Origin of the sequence: Variovorax sp. M-6 (genome assembly GCF_052114385.1) — a bacterium.
In the GTDB taxonomy this organism is placed as follows: domain Bacteria; phylum Pseudomonadota; class Gammaproteobacteria; order Burkholderiales; family Burkholderiaceae_C; genus Variovorax.
This window is the reverse complement of record NZ_JBFREQ010000008.1, coordinates 220954-235298: the sequence shown is the minus strand read 5'-3', so window position 1 is coordinate 235298 and position 14345 is coordinate 220954. Positions and strand designations below refer to the sequence as shown.

At 70.5% G+C, this 14345-nt stretch carries 13 protein-coding genes; 6 read left to right on the top strand and 7 right to left on the bottom strand.

Annotation, left to right across the window (positions count from 1 at the left end; genetic code table 11):
* Nucleotides 1-57 precede the first annotated feature (57 nt).
* From AB4Z46_RS12265 to AB4Z46_RS12245, 5 genes are all read left to right on the top strand, one after another.
* The gene (locus tag AB4Z46_RS12265) at nt 58-1047 is read left to right on the top strand and encodes an ABC transporter ATP-binding protein (protein WP_442283765.1); all 990 of its coding nucleotides are present in this window, start codon (nt 58-60) and stop codon (nt 1045-1047) included.
* Entirely contained in the window at nt 1044-1880 is an 837-nt protein-coding gene (locus tag AB4Z46_RS12260; protein ID WP_442283764.1) for an ATP-binding cassette domain-containing protein, read from the top strand. Before AB4Z46_RS12265 ends, AB4Z46_RS12260 begins: the two co-directional genes overlap by 4 nt.
* Nucleotides 1881-1961: 81 nt before the next feature.
* Nucleotides 1962-3455: an ABC transporter substrate-binding protein gene (locus tag AB4Z46_RS12255; RefSeq protein WP_442283763.1), complete on the top strand. Its 1494-nt coding sequence runs from the start codon at nt 1962-1964 to the stop codon at nt 3453-3455.
* Nucleotides 3452-4858 (top strand): amidase, encoded by a 1407-nt coding sequence (locus tag AB4Z46_RS12250; RefSeq protein WP_442283762.1) that lies wholly within the window; start codon nt 3452-3454, stop codon nt 4856-4858. Before AB4Z46_RS12255 ends, AB4Z46_RS12250 begins: the two co-directional genes overlap by 4 nt.
* Nucleotides 4859-4883: 25 nt before the next feature.
* Entirely contained in the window at nt 4884-6218 is a 1335-nt protein-coding gene (locus tag AB4Z46_RS12245; RefSeq protein WP_442283761.1) for a tetratricopeptide repeat protein, read from the top strand.
* Here the strand turns inward: AB4Z46_RS12245 and glxR are convergent, their stop codons facing one another.
* The 7 genes from glxR to AB4Z46_RS12210 all read right to left on the bottom strand — a co-directional run bounded on the left by glxR (nt 6219) and on the right by AB4Z46_RS12210 (nt 13558).
* Complete coding sequence (gene glxR / locus AB4Z46_RS12240) at nt 6219-7097, bottom strand: 2-hydroxy-3-oxopropionate reductase (RefSeq protein WP_442283760.1); 879 nt, start codon at nt 7095-7097, stop codon at nt 6219-6221.
* A gap of 13 nt (nt 7098-7110) precedes the next feature.
* Nucleotides 7111-7899 (bottom strand): HpcH/HpaI aldolase family protein, encoded by a 789-nt coding sequence (locus AB4Z46_RS12235; protein ID WP_442283759.1) that lies wholly within the window; start codon nt 7897-7899, stop codon nt 7111-7113.
* A 15-nt stretch (nt 7900-7914) separates the two neighbouring features.
* Entirely contained in the window at nt 7915-9246 is a 1332-nt protein-coding gene (gene gudD / locus AB4Z46_RS12230) for a glucarate dehydratase (protein WP_442283758.1), read from the bottom strand.
* A 14-nt stretch (nt 9247-9260) separates the two neighbouring features.
* Nucleotides 9261-10220: a Bug family tripartite tricarboxylate transporter substrate binding protein gene (locus AB4Z46_RS12225; RefSeq protein ID WP_442283757.1), complete on the bottom strand. Its 960-nt coding sequence runs from the start codon at nt 10218-10220 to the stop codon at nt 9261-9263.
* A 97-nt stretch (nt 10221-10317) separates the two neighbouring features.
* The gene (locus AB4Z46_RS12220) at nt 10318-11349 is read right to left on the bottom strand and encodes a LacI family DNA-binding transcriptional regulator (RefSeq protein WP_442283756.1); all 1032 of its coding nucleotides are present in this window, start codon (nt 11347-11349) and stop codon (nt 10318-10320) included.
* Between the two features lie 10 nt (nt 11350-11359).
* Complete coding sequence (locus AB4Z46_RS12215; RefSeq protein WP_442283755.1) at nt 11360-12772, bottom strand: amidase family protein; 1413 nt, start codon at nt 12770-12772, stop codon at nt 11360-11362.
* A 114-nt stretch (nt 12773-12886) separates the two neighbouring features.
* Entirely contained in the window at nt 12887-13558 is a 672-nt protein-coding gene (locus tag AB4Z46_RS12210) for a histidine phosphatase family protein (RefSeq protein WP_442283754.1), read from the bottom strand.
* A gap of 68 nt (nt 13559-13626) precedes the next feature.
* Between AB4Z46_RS12210 and AB4Z46_RS12205 the strand changes: the two genes are divergently transcribed.
* Nucleotides 13627-14337: an alpha/beta fold hydrolase gene (locus AB4Z46_RS12205; protein ID WP_442283753.1), complete on the top strand. Its 711-nt coding sequence runs from the start codon at nt 13627-13629 to the stop codon at nt 14335-14337.
* The last annotated feature ends 8 nt before the right edge of the window (nt 14338-14345 follow it).

Here is a 14345-nt window from a genome sequence, read left to right as displayed (position 1 = left end):
CGACGGACTGCGCGACCTGCTCGATCCGCGCCTCGCACGCGCCCGCTGAAGCCCGCCATGCCACTTCTCGAAGTCAACGATCTCCGTGTGCAGCTGCAGACCCAGCGCGGCCCGGCCGAGGCCGTGCGCGGCATCTCCTTTTCGCTCGAACGCGGCGAGACACTGGGCATCGTCGGCGAGTCGGGCTGCGGCAAGTCGATCACGGTGCAGTCGCTGATGGGCCTGCTGCCATCGAGCGCCAAGGTGAGCGGCAGCATCCGCTTCGACGGCACCGAGCTGGTCGGCCTGCCCGAGCGCGAGATGTGCAAGGTGCGCGGCGACCGCATCGGCATGATCTTCCAAGAGCCGATGACGGCTCTGAACCCACTGCACACGATCGCGCGCCAGGTCGGCGAGCCGCTGCGGCTGCATCGCGGCCTGTCCAAGGCCGAGGCGCGCAAGGAGGCGCTGGCACTGCTCGAGCGGGTCGGCATTCCGGACGCGGCCTCGCGCCTGGACGCCTACCCGCACCAGTTCTCGGGCGGGCAGCGGCAGCGCATCGGCATCGCGATGGCGCTGGCCTGCGGGCCGGACCTGCTGATCGCCGACGAGCCCACCACCGCGCTCGACGTGACCATCCAGAAGCAGGTGCTGGACCTGATCCAGGGCCTGGTCGCGGAAATGGGCATGGCGCTGATCCTGATCTCGCACGACCTCGGTGTCATCGCCGAAAGCGTCTCCAAGATGCTCGTGATGTACGGCGGCAGCGTGGTCGAGAGCGGCCCGACCGCCGCGGTCTTCGCCGAGCGCGCCCACCCCTATACCCAGGGCCTGTTCGCGGCCCGGCCGGCGCTGGACGCCCCGCGTGGCCTCAAGCTCGCGACCATCCGCGGCAGCGTGCCCGAACTGGTGGACCTGCCGCCAGGCTGTCCGTTCGCGGGCCGTTGCCGCTTCACGGTCGAGGCCTGCCAGGCGACACGTCCGCCGCCGGTGCTGCTGCCCCACGACCACCGCGTGCGCTGCATCCGGCTCGACGAGATCGCCGCCGAAGAAGGAACCGCTGCATGACGGACCACTTCGATCCCGATCCGAATTCGGCCGCGCTGCTCCAAGTCACGGACCTCGTCCGCCACTACACCCTGCCCCGCGAACGCCTGTTCGGCCCGCCGCCGATGGTGAAGGCGCTCAACGGCGTGAGCTTCAGCGTCCGCCCCGGCCAGAGCCTGGGCATCGTCGGCGAATCGGGCTCGGGCAAGTCGACCATCGCGCGGCTGGTGATGGCGCTCGACCGGCCGACCTCGGGCACGGTGAAGCTGCTCGGCCGCGACCTGCACGCCTTGCCCAAGGACGAACTGCGCGCGGCGCGGCGCGACGTGCAGATGGTGTTCCAGGACCCCTACGGCTCGCTCGACCCGCGCCAGACCGTGGCGCGGATCGTCGCCGAGCCGCTGGAGGCGCTGGCCGAGACCAGCCGCGCCGAGCAGCGCGAACGCGCCACCGAATCGCTGGCCGCCGTGGGCCTGCGCAGCAGCGACCTGCACAAGTACCCGCACGAATTCTCGGGCGGCCAGCGCCAGCGCATCGCGATCGCACGGGCCCTGATCACCCGGCCCCGGCTGATCGTGGCCGACGAGCCGGTCAGCGCCCTCGACGTCTCGGTGCAGGCCCAGGTGCTCAACCTCATGCAGGACCTGCAGCAGCAGTTCGGCATCAGCTACCTGCTGATCAGCCACGACCTCGCGGTGGTCAACCACCTGTGCGACGAAGTCTGCGTGCTGCACCGCGGCATCGTGGTCGAGCGCGGTGCGCCGCAGCAGCTCTTCGCGCATGCGCGCCATCCCTACACCCAGGCCCTGCTCGCCGCGGTGCCACGAGCCGAACCGCTCGCCGCCGCCTCATGAGCAAATCCTTGCCGCGCGGGCGTCGGCTGGCGATGATGTAACGTTCTATTTCCCATTCGCTTTTCCCTGGAGCCCTGAACCATGCTGAATCGCCGCACCCTCCTGACCACCGCCGCACTCGCCACCGTGCCGCTCGCACTGCCGCAAGCCGCGCTGGCGCAGGGCCGCAAGGACGCGATCGTGCTGGGCATGGCACTCGAACCGCCGGGCCTGGACCCGACCGCCGGCGCCGCCTCCGCGATCGCGGAGATCGTCCAGTACAACGTCTTCGAAACGCTGACCAAGATCAATGCCGACGGCAGCGTCACGCCGCTGCTGGCCGAGAGCTGGGAGGTCTCGCCCGACCTGCGCACCTACACCTTCAAGTTGCGCCGCGGCGTCAAGTTCCAGAACGGCGAGCCCTTCAACGCGCAGGCGGTGAAGTTCTCGTTCGACCGCGCCGGCAGCGAGAAGAGCACCAACAAGGACAAGCGCACCTTCGCCAACATCAGCACCCAGGTGGTCGACGACCACACGGTGGTCCTGATCAACAAGGAGATCGACCCCGACCTGCCCTTCGTGCTGGGCCAGGCGACGTCCGCCATCGTCGAGCCCAAGAGCGCCGACACCAACGCCACCAAGCCGGTGGGCACCGGTCCCTACAAGCTCGACAGCTGGAACAAGGGCAGCTCGCTGGTGCTGAGCAAGTGGGACGGCTTCCGCAACCCGGGGGCGGCCAAGATCAACAAGGTCACGTTCCGCTTCATCTCCGATCCGGCGGCCCAGGCCGCCGCGGTGCTGGCCGGCGACGTCGACGCCTTCCCGCGCATCGGCACGCGCGTGGTGCCGCAGTTCAAGAACAACCCGCAGTTCCAGGTGATCCTGAGCGGCTCGCGCGCCAAGACCATCCTGTCCATCAACAACAAGCGCAAACCGCTCGACGACGTGCGCGTGCGGCGCGCGATCCTGATGGCGATCGACCGCAAGGCGGTGATCGAGGGCGCGGTCGACGGCTTCGGCGTGCCGATCGGCAGCCACTACGTGCCGGGCGCCGCGGGCTATGTCGACACCACGGCGGTCAACCCCTTCAACATCGAGAAGGCCAAGCAGTTGCTGGCCGAGGCCGGCGTGAAGACGCCGCTCGAGCTCACGATGACGCTGCCGCCGCCGCCCTATGCGCGCCAAGGTGGCGAGGTGATCGCCGCGCAACTGGCCAAGATCGGCATCGTCGTCAAGATCCAGAACGTCGAATGGGCCCAGTGGCTCAGCGCCACCTACGGCGGCGGCCACGACTTCGACCTCAGCGTCATTTCGCACGTCGAGCCCTTCGACCTCGGCAACTACGCGAAGCCGGACTACTACTGGGGCTACCAGTCGAAGGAATTCAACGCCCTGTTCGACAAGATCAAGGCCACCGGCAACACGGCCGAACGCAACAAGCTGCTGGGCGATGCGCAGCGCCTGCTGGCCAACGACGCCGCCAACGGCTTCCTGTTCCAGCCCCAGTGGCCGACCGTCGCGAAGAAGGGCGTCAAGGGCCTGTGGAAGGACATGCCGGTCTTCGTCAACGACCTGTCGGCGCTGTCCTGGTCGTGACGCGCGCGCTGCACGAACTCTCGGCGCGAGAGCTGCTCGCCGGCTACCGCGACAAGAGCCTCTCGCCGGTCGAGGTCACGCGGGCCGTGCTCGACCACATCGAGCGCTGGGAGCCGCATCTGCAGGCCACCTGGCTGCTGCGTCCCGAGGCCGCGCTCGAACAGGCGCGCGCGGCCGAGGCGCGGTGGGGCCGCGGCGAGCCGGTGGGCCCGCTCGATGGCCTGCCGACCACGATCAAGGAGAACATCGCCACCCGCGGCGATCCGATGCCCGCCGGCACCGCGGCGACCGACCTGCGGCCGGCGGCGGCCGACGCGCCCCCCGCGGCGCGGCTCAAGGAAGCCGGCGCGGTGATCCTCGGCAAGACCACCATGCCCGACTACGGCATGCTGTCCTCGGGCCTCTCGAGCTTCCATGGGCTGGCACGCAATCCCTGGGACCTGTCGAAGACGCCCGGCGGATCGAGTGCCGGCGCCGGCGCCGCGGCGGCCGCCGGCTACGGCCCGCTGCACGTCGGCACCGACATCGGCGGGTCGCTGCGGCTGCCGGCCGCCTGGTGCGGCATCTTCACGCTCAAGCCCAGCCTGGGCCGGATCCCGATCGACCCGCCCTACATGGGCCGGGCCGCAGGGCCGATGACGCGCGGCGTCGGCGACGCCGCGCTGATGATGCAGACGCTGGCACTGCCCGATGCGCGCGACAGCATGAGCCTGCCGGCGCAGGAGATCGCGTGGTCGAGTTTCGATGTGGGCGCCGACCACCTGCGCGGCCTGCGCATCGGCCTCTTGCTCGACGCCGGCTGCGGCTTGGCCGTGGAGCCCGAGATCCGGGCCGCAGTCGAGCACGCGGCGCGCCTGTTCGAACGCGCCGGCGCGATCGTCGAAACGATGCAGCCCTTCATGTCGCAGACGATGCTCGACGGCATGGACCACCTGTGGCGCATGCGCTCGCTGGTCGACATGAACGCACTGCGCCCCGAGCAGCGCGCCAAGGTGCTGCCCTACATCCGCCAGTGGGCCGAGAGCGCCGAGGGCTTCGGCGGCGAGCACGTGTTCCGCGCCTTCAGCCAGTTCCATGCGACGCGGGTCGCGGCCGTGGCGGCCTGCGCCCGGTACGACTACGTGATCTCGCCGACCGCGCCGAACCTGCCGGCCGCGGCCGAGGCGCCCTCGCCCACCAACGACCCGCTGCGGCCGCTGGAGCACATCGGCTTCACGGTGCCGTTCAACATGTCGGAGCAGCCCGCGGCCTCGATCAATTGCGGCTACAGCGCCGGCGGCCTGCCGATCGGCCTGCAGATCGCGGGGCAGCGCTTCGACGACCTGGGCGTGCTCAAGGTCTCGCGCGCGTTCGAGCGAATCCGCGATCCGCAGCGGACCTGGCCCGAGCCGCCGCGCGGCTGAACGGCATGCCGGAGCGCGCGGCGCCATGAGCTTCACCGACTGCCTGGGCAACCCGGTCACGGTCGACGGCGCCGCGAGCCTGCCGGCGGTCGACGCCTTCGTCGAGGGCTTCATCTCCTGCGAGGCACGGGCGGTCGACGCGCTGGCCGCCGCCGACGATGCAAGCCCGATCGTGCAGGCCTACTGCGCGACGCTGCACCTGTTCGCCGAATCGAAGGCGGCGGCCGCCAACGCCCGCCCCTTCCTCGACCGCGCCCGGGCCGGCGCGGCGCGCGCCACGCCGCGCGAGCGGCGCTACATCGAAGCCGTCGCGGCCTGGGCGGCGGGCGACATCGCGCGCGCCATCGCGCTGCACCAGGAGCAGGCCAAGGAGCATCCGCGCGACCTGGCCTCGCTCAAGCTGGGCCAGTACCACTGCTTCAACACCGGCGACTGCCCCGGCATGCTGCGGCTCGCACTGGCCGCACTGCCCGCAGCCGGCGACGTGCCCTACCTGCACGGCATGGCGGCCTTCGGCTACGAGCAATGCCACCTGCTGCGCGAGGCCGAGGCCAGCGCGCGGCGCGCGATCGCGATGCGGCGCAAGGAGCCCTGGGCGCACCACGCACTCGGCCACGTGATGCTGACCGAAGGGCGCCTCCATGAAGGACTGGCCGTCATGCGGGCCCTCAGCGACACCTGGGTCGGGCTCAACTCCTTCATGGTCACGCACAACTGGTGGCACATCGCGCTGTTCCTGATCGACCTGGGCCGCGACGCCGAGGCGCTCGAGGTCTACGACCGCGAGGTCTGGGGCGTGGTCAAGGACTATTCCCAGGACCAGGTCGGCGCGGTGTCGCTGCTCGCGCGTTTCGAGCTCGCGGGCATTCCGGTCGGCGACCGCTGGCAGGACCTGGCGGGCTACCTGGCCGAGCGGCTCGACGACCATGTGCTGCCGTTCCTCGATCTCCAGTACCTGTATGGCCTGGCGCGGGCCGGCCGCGCCGAAGCCGTCACGCTGTTGCGCCACATCGAGGCCTTCGCGCCGAACGCGCCGCCGTCGACCCGCGACGCCTGGCAGCGCGTCTGCGTCCCGGCGGCGCACGGGCTCGGCGCCCACGCCCGCGGCGACTTCGCGGCCGCGATCGAGGGCCTGGCACTGGCGCTGCCGCGGCTGGTCGAGATCGGCGGCAGCCATGCGCAACGCGACCTGTTCGAGCAGGTCTACCTCGATGCGCTGGTGCGCCTCGGCACCGAGGCCTCGCTGGCCGGCGCGCAGGGCGTCCTCCAGCAGCAGGTCAACGGCCAGCCGGAGTCGCTGCGGCTGCGCCGGCAGGCGGCCGCGGTCTACACGCGGCTCGGCCTGCCCGCCTTCGGTTGATCAGCCCTTGGCCACTTCGTGGGCAGCCATCTGCTCGAGCGCCTTGACCAGCGCGGAGTGATCGAGCTGGTCCCAGCCGTGGGCGGCGCAGGACTGCATCAGCTGGGCCGCCGACGCGGTCTGCGGCAGCGCCACGTCCATTTCCTTCGCGCCGGCGAGCGCCAGGTTCAGGTCCTTCTGGTGCAGCGCGATCCGGAAGCCCGGGTTGAAGGTGCGCTTGATCATCCGCTCGCCATGCACTTCGAGGATGCGGCTGGCCGCGAAGCCGCCCATCAGCGCCTGCCGCACCTTGGCCGGATCGGCGCCGGCCTTGCTCGCGAACAGCAGCGCTTCGCCGACCGCGGCGATGTTGAGCGCCACGATGATCTGGTTCGCCACCTTGGTGGTCTGGCCGTCGCCGTTGCCGCCCACCCGCGTGATGTTCTTGCCCATGGCCTCGAACAACGGCTTCGCGCGCTCGAACACGGCCTCGTCGCCGCCCACCATGATGGTCAGGCTGGCGGCCTTGGCGCCCACCTCGCCGCCCGAGACCGGCGCATCGAGGTAGTCGCAGCCGAGTTCGTTGATCTTCTTCGCGAAGCGCTTGGTCTCCATCGGCGCGATCGAGCTCATGTCGATCACGGTCTTGCCCTTGGAGAGGCCTGAGGCGACCCCGTCCTCGCCGAACAGCACCTGCTCGACATCGGGCGTGTCGGGCAGCATCAGGATCACGACCTCGGCCGCGCGCGCGACCTCGGCGTTGGTCTTGCAGACGGTGGCGCCCTTCAGCGCGTCGGGCACCTTGCTGCGCGTGCGCACGATCATCTCGTGGCCGGCCTGCAGCAGGTTCTGCGCCATCGGCGCGCCCATGATGCCGAGGCCGATGAATCCGATCTTCATGTTCTGGTTCCTTTCAGTAGGAGGTGGAGCCGGGCGCGGCCGGTGCGGCGCGCATCTGTGAAAGCAGTTGCTGCGAGCCGGCCGCGATCAGCCGCGCGTCCGAACTCACGGTGACGAACTGGAAGCCCTTGGCGACGCGTGCCAGCGCGCCTTCGGCCGTGCCGTTGTGGATGCCGGCCACCAGGCCGTGCGCCTTGGCGCGCTCGACGATGTGGTCGATGGCCTGCGCCACTGGCGGGTCGACGTCGTCGAACACCGGCCTGCAGCCGAGCGCCAGGGAAAGGTCGGACGGCCCGATGTAGACCGCGTCCAGCCCCTCGACCGACAGGATGGCGTCGAGGTTGTCCAGAGCCTGGGCGGTCTCGATCATCGCGAAGGTGACGATGGTGTCGTTGGCGTGCTGCGCATAGTCGGCGCCGCCGTAGAGCGAAGCCCGCACCGGCCCGAAGCTGCGGGTGCCGCGCGGCGCGTAGTGGGTGTAGGCGACCAGCTTCGCGGCCTCGTCGGGCGTGCTGATCATCGGGCAGATGACGCCGTAGGCGCCGGCGTCGAGCGCCTTCATGAGCGCGCTCGGATCGAGCCACGGCACGCGCACCACGGGCACCGTGTCGGTGGTCGAGATCGCCTGCAGCATCGGGATCATCGACTGGTAGTCGACCACGCCGTGTTGCAGGTCGATGGTCAGCGAGTCCCAGCCCTGGTGGGCCATGGTCTCGGCCGAGAAGCCGTTCGGAATCGCGAGCCAGCCGTTGACCGCGGCGCCTCCCGACTTCCACAGCGTGCGCAGGCGGTTTTCTCTCATGGGAGCTCCTTGGGGTCAGCGGTCGAAGGCCGGGCGCTTGGGGTCGAAGCGCCAGCCGGGAATCAGGCTCTGCATCGCGACCGCATCGTCGCGCGCGCCGAGGCCGTGCTGCTTGTAGAGCTGGTGGGCCTTCTCGACCTCCGCCATGTCGAGCTCGACGCCCAGGCCCGGCTTCTTCGGCACCTGCACCAGGCCGCCCTCGATGCGCAAAGGTTCCTTCGTCAGGCGCTGGCCGTCCTGCCAGATCCAGTGGGTGTCGATCGCGGTCACGCGGCCCGGCGCGGCGGCGCCCACCTGGGTGAACATCGCGAGCGAGACGTCGAAGTGGTTGTTCGAATGCGAGCCCCAGGTCAGGCCCCAGTCGCGGCAGGTCTGGGCCACCCGCACCGAGCCGGCCATGGTCCAGAAATGGGGATCGGCCAGCGGGATGTCGACCGACTGCAGCGCCAGCGCGTGGCTCATCTGGCGCCAGTCGGTGGCGATCATGTTGGTGGCGGTGGGCAAGCCGGTGGCGCGCCGGAACTCGGCCATCACCTCGCGGCCCGAGAAGCCCTCCTCGGCGCCGCAGGGATCCTCGGCATAGGCAACCACGCCGCGCATGTCGCGCATCAGGCGGATCGCATCCTTGAGCAGCCAGCCGCCGTTGGGGTCGAGCGTGACGCGGGCCTCGGGGAAGCGCTCGTGCAGCGCGATCATGCACTCGATCTCCGCCTCGCCGCGCAGCACGCCGCCCTTGAGCTTGAAGTCGTTGAAGCCGTAGCGCTCGCGCGCCGCCTCGGCCAGCCGGACCACGGCTTCGGGCGTCATCGCCTGCTCGTGCCGCAGCCGGAACCAGTCGTTGCCGGCCTCGGGCTCGCGGGCATAGGGCAGGTCGGTCTTGTCGCGATCGCCGACGAAGAACAGGTAGCCCAGCATCTCGACCGCGTCGCGTTGCTGGCCTTCGCCGAGCAGCGCGGCGACCGGCACGCCCAGGTGCTGGCCCAGCAGGTCGAGCAGCGCCGACTCGATCGCCGTCACGGCATGGATGGTGGTGCGCAGGTCGAAGGTCTGCAGCCCGCGCCCACCGGCGTCGCGATCGGCGAACTGCTTGTGCACCTGCTGCAGCACGCGCTGGCAGTCGCCGATCGACTGGCCGACGACCAGGTCGCGGGCATCTTCGAGGGTCTGGCGGATCTTCTCGCCGCCCGGCACCTCGCCGACGCCGGTGCGCCCGGCGTTGTCACTCAGGATCAGCAGGTTGCGGGTGAAGAAGGGTCCGTGCGCGCCGCTCAGATTGAGCAGCATGCTGTCGCGGCCGGCGACCGGGATCACGCGCAGTTCGGTGACGAGGGGGGTGGAATGGGGCATGGCGATTTCGCTGCTCAGTCGATCGTGATCTTGCCTGTCTCGATGACGTTCTTCCAGCGCGCGAATTCCTGCTGCTGGAACTTCGCGAACTGCTCGGGCGTGTTGGCGACCACCTCGAGGCCGATGGCGGTGAACTGCTGCCTGACCGCGGGGTCGTTGAGCGCGGCGGCCATCGCATCGTGCGCCTTGCTGCGCACGGCCGGCGGCAGGCCCTTGGGCGCGACGATCGCCTGCCACGAATAGACCACGAGGTTCTTGATGCCGGCTTCGGCCGCGGTGGGGACCTCGGGCAACACCGGCGAGCGCTTGTCGCCGGTCACCGCGAGCGCCCGGAGCTTGCCGGCCTGGATGTTCTGCACCACCGCATTGACGTTCTGGAACGACGCATCGACCTGGCCGCCGAGCAGGTCGGTGATCGCGGGCGCGCCGCCCTTGTACGGCACGTGCAGGCCGCTGGTGCCGGTCTGCTGCCAGAACAGTTCGGCCGTGAGGTGGTCGCTCGATCCGTTGCCCGAGGAGGCGAAGGTCATCTTGCCGGGGTTGGCCTTCAACTGGGCGATCACGTCGGCCACCGTCTTGTGCGGCGACTTGGCCGGCACCACCAGCACGTTGGGCGCCTGCACCGCCACCGTGATCAGGTCGAAGTCCTTCAGCGCGTCGTACTGCATGCCCTTGATCAGGTGCGGCGCGATCACCAGCGGGCCCAGCGAGGTGACGAGAAAGGTGGCGCCGTCGGGCGCCGAACGCTTCACCTGGGTCGCGCCGATGGTGCCGGTGGCGCCGGCCTTGTTGTCGACCAGGAAGGTCTGGCCCAGCTTGTCGCCGAGCTTCGGCGCCATGGCCCGCGCCACCATGTCGGTCGAACCGCCGGGCGGGAAGGGGACCACCAGGGTCACGGGTTTCTGGGGCCAGTCCTGGGCCTGGGCGCCGAGGGCCGCGAGGCCGAGGGCGAGCGTGCCGAGCAATTTCTTCATGTCTGTCTCCTTGGAATGGTAGCGCTACCTTTGATGACCGAATGATAGCGCTACCTTTTTTCGAGATCCAGCGAATCCAGCTAGGTGTTTGTACGGATCAGGCGCTGCCGCGCTCGATGATCGAGAAGCCGATGTCGACCACCCGTGGCCCGCGCTGCCCGCCCTCCGCCCGGTCGACGATGAACTGCGCGGCCTGGCGCCCGATGGCCGTGCCGTCGATGCGCACCGTGGTCAGCGCCGGATGGAGGTCGGCGGCGAATTCGAGGTCGCCGAAGCCGACCACCGCCAGTTGCCCCGGAACGGGAATGCCCCGCGCCTGCGCCTCGGTCATGACGCCGAGCGCGAGCAGGTCCGAACTGCAGAACACGGCGTCGATGCCCGGCGTCTCGCGCAGCAGCTCGGCGAGCGCCGCACGGCCGCTCTTCAGGGTGGTCGGCGCCGGCACCCGCACCACGGCGACTTCGGGCAGGCCGGCGGCGCGCGCGGCGTCCTGGAAGGCCTGCAGGCGCCGCAAGGCACGTTCGTCGTCGCCGGCGATCACCGCCAGCCGGCGGCGGCCCCTGGCATGCAGGAACTCGACCACCGCCCGGCCGACGGCCGGGTGCGAAAAACCCACCAGCATGTCGAGCGGCGTCGGCGTGAGGTCCCAGGTTTCGACCACCGGGATGCCGGCGGCCAGCAGCCGCTTGCGCCCCTCGGGCGAATGCATGATGCCGGTCAGCACGATGCCGTCGGGGCGGCGGCCGATGATGGCTTCGAGCAGCGCGTCCTCGCGCGAATCGACGTAGCCGCTCTGCCCGAGCATCAGCTGGTAGCCACGCTCGGCCAGCGCCTGGGTCAGGGCCTGCACGGTCTGCAGGAACACCGGGCCGGCGATCGTCGGCACCACCGCCGCCACCAGCCGGCTGCGCGTGGACGCCAGGCCGCCGGCCAGGACGTTGCGCACGTAGCCGGTCCGCTCGACCGCGGCCGTGACCTTCTTGAGCACTTCGGCCGACACCTGCCGCGGCGTGCTCAAGGCCCGCGAGGCCGTGATCGGCGCCACGCCCGCGAGCTTCGCGACATCGTGAAGGGTGACCGCGCCGCTGCCTCGGCGGGCGCGTCGGACTGGAGGCTCCTCGTTGCTCATCCCGCCGATTCTAGGCCTCGGTAGCGCTACCTACACGAGCCGCTGCTCCCAGGCCCGGCGGCGCAACAAAGCCGCCGAACGCGCGCTCCACGGCTTCGGCGAAGGCGATGGGCGTGCGGTCTTCCAGGTACGGCCCGATGATCTGCATGCCGATCGGCAAGCCCTCCCCGCTGAGCCCGATCGGCATCGCGGTCGACGGCAGCCCGGTCAGCGTCGCAATGCTCGACCAGGGCGACTGGTCCTTGTAGGCGATCTCCCGGTCGTCGATGCGCAGCCGCCGCGCCTCCATTTCGCCGTGGTCATGCAGGAAGGCCGGCGTCGGCGACACCGGGCACAGGACCACATCCCACTGCTTGAAGAACTCGCGCCATTGGTGCGCGATGCCGGTCCGCGCGCGGTCCGCGTGGATCCAGTCCCGGTGGCTGACGCCGGCCTCGATGCCCGGCATGTCGGCGCTGATGAAGGCCCACAGCAGTTGCCCCCAGAGCGACGCGACGCGCGCCAGGTCCGGCAGCAGCGGGCTGCTGCGGGCGATCCGGCAGCCGGCGCCCTCCAGCCCGTCGCACAGGCGCTGCAGCGCCGAGCGGACCGCGTTCGAGGTCGGCACCAGCGGATGCTGGTCGAGCATCAGCACGCGGAAGTCCCCGAGCGCGACATGCCGCGCCGGCGGCAGCGCCAGGCGATACGCGACGGCCTCGGCATCGTCGGGCCCGGCGACGACGTCGAGCGCCAGCGCCAGGTCGGCGGCACTGCGCGCCAGCGGACCGACGACCGCGAGATCGACGCCCGGGTCCACCGACAGCGCAGGCGTGCCCGGCGGCGCGCTGCCGCGCATCGGCACCAAGCCATGCGTGGGCTTGTGCGCGAAGACGCCGCAGAAGTGGGCCGGCACGCGCAGCGACCCGACCAGGTCCGAGCCGAACTCGAGCGACACGTAGCCCGCCGCCAGCGCCGCGGCACTGCCGCCGGAGGAGCCGCCCGGCGTGCGCGCCGGGTCCCAGGGATTGCGGGTGGTGCCGTAGACCGGGTTGGCCGATTGCCAGTCGGCGAGTTGCATCGCGACATTGGTCTTGCCGACGAGCACGGCGCCGGCGGCTTTCAGCCGTCGGACGACGACCGCGTCTTCGGCCGCGCGAAGCTGCCCGGTGCCCGGAATGCCCCAGGTGGTGGGCAGGCCCGCGACATCGAAGGCTTCCTTGACGGTGATCGGGATGCCCAGCAGCGGGCGCCGGTCCCCGCGCGCCAGCGCCGCATCGGCCTCGGCGGCCGCCTCGCGGGCGCGTTCGAAGTCGCGCACGACGACGGCGTTGAAGACCGGATCGAACTGCTCGATGCGCCCGATCGAGCGCTCCAGCAGCGCGACGGCCGAGGTCTTTCCGGCCTGCAGGGCGGCAACGAGTTCCCGGGTGGTCGCGTAGTCCATGGGCGTCGGCTCCGAGGGTCTTGCAAGCCGTGATGATGGCCCAGCCCCTGCGGCTACGCTTGATCCTGTTTGCTCGTTGCTTGACGAATCTTGCGAACCCCGCGCCGCCGCGCGCTACTTCTTCTGATGCCGGCTCTGGTCGTAGGTGGGTTGGGCCGGCAGGTCCGCCAGATGGCGCGTGTCCGCCCAGTCGACGATCTCGATCTGCTCGGGCTGGGCGGCATCGGCGATCCGGATCCGGTTGAAGCCGGCGTTCGGAATCTCGCTCTGGCGCGGCCCGTTGAGGCCCAGCCCGCGCGCGGTGCGCCACACCATGTCGAGCACGCCGCCGTGCGTGACCACCAGCAGCTTCTGCCCTTGATGCGCGGTGGCGATGCGGCCCAGCGCCTCGATGATGCGGGCGTGGAACTGGCGCGGCGACTCGCCCTCGGGCATCGCATGGTCCTCGCGAAACTGGAGCCAGTCTTCCCAGGCGCGCGGATGCAGGTTCTGGATCTCGTCGGCGCGCATGCCTTCGACGATGCCGAAATGCTGCTCGCGCAGCGCGACCGAGGTGACGATGTCGAGCTCGAGCTGGCGAGCGGCGGGGGTCGCGGTCTGCTGCGCCCGCATCAGGTCGCTGCTGAGCAGTTGCTGCACCGGCTCGCCGGCCAGGCGCAGCCCGAGCCGGCGGGCCTGCTCGTGACCCATGTCGTTGAGGGGGACGTCGATATGGCCCTGGAACCGGAGTTCGCGGTTCCAGTCGGTTTCGCCGTGGCGGATCAGGATGAGTTCGGTGGTGGGCATAGTCAGGGCTCTATTGTCCCGCAGCGCGTGACATCCGCACGACCGCGCGCTTCGCGGAGAATCCGCACATGCCAAGTCTCGTATTGCTGCCCGGCCTCGCCTGCGACGAACGCCTCTGGGAGGCCCAGCAGCCAGCCCTGCCCCCCGCCCTCGATGCCCGGGTGAGCGACGCCCACATGCGCCACGGCCGCATCGAGACGATGGCCGCGGCCGTGCTGGCGGAGAACCCCGGACCGCTGGTCCTCTGCGGCGCCTCGATGGGCGGCATGATCGCCATGGAAGCCGCACGGCAGGCACCCGGACGCATCGTCGGCCTGGCCCTGCTGGGCACCAACGCGCGCCCCGAGACGCCCGAGATGTTCGAGCTGCGGCGCTCGGCCATCGAGCTCTTCGAGCTCGGCGAGGCGCGCGACGTCATCGAATTCAATGCCGGCTTCGCCTTCCATCCCGCGCGCTCCGGCGACGCCCCGCTGCTGCGGCGCTACATCGACCTGGTGCTCGATGCCGGTGTCGCGCAGCTGGTGCGCCAGAACCGGGCGCTGATGGAACGCCCCGACGCCCGCGAGCAGTTGCCGGGCTTGCGTTGCCCCGTGCTGGTGATGTGCGGCGACGAGGATCGCCTGACGCCGCCCGAATGCTCGCGCGAGATTGCCGCGCTGGTGCCCCACGCCGACCTGGTCTGGGTCGCCCAGTGCGGCCACATGCTCACGATGGAACAGCCCGCCGCGGTCAACGCGACGCTCGGGCCCTGGCTGCAGCGCCTGCTCGCCGACGCCTGAGTCGGGCC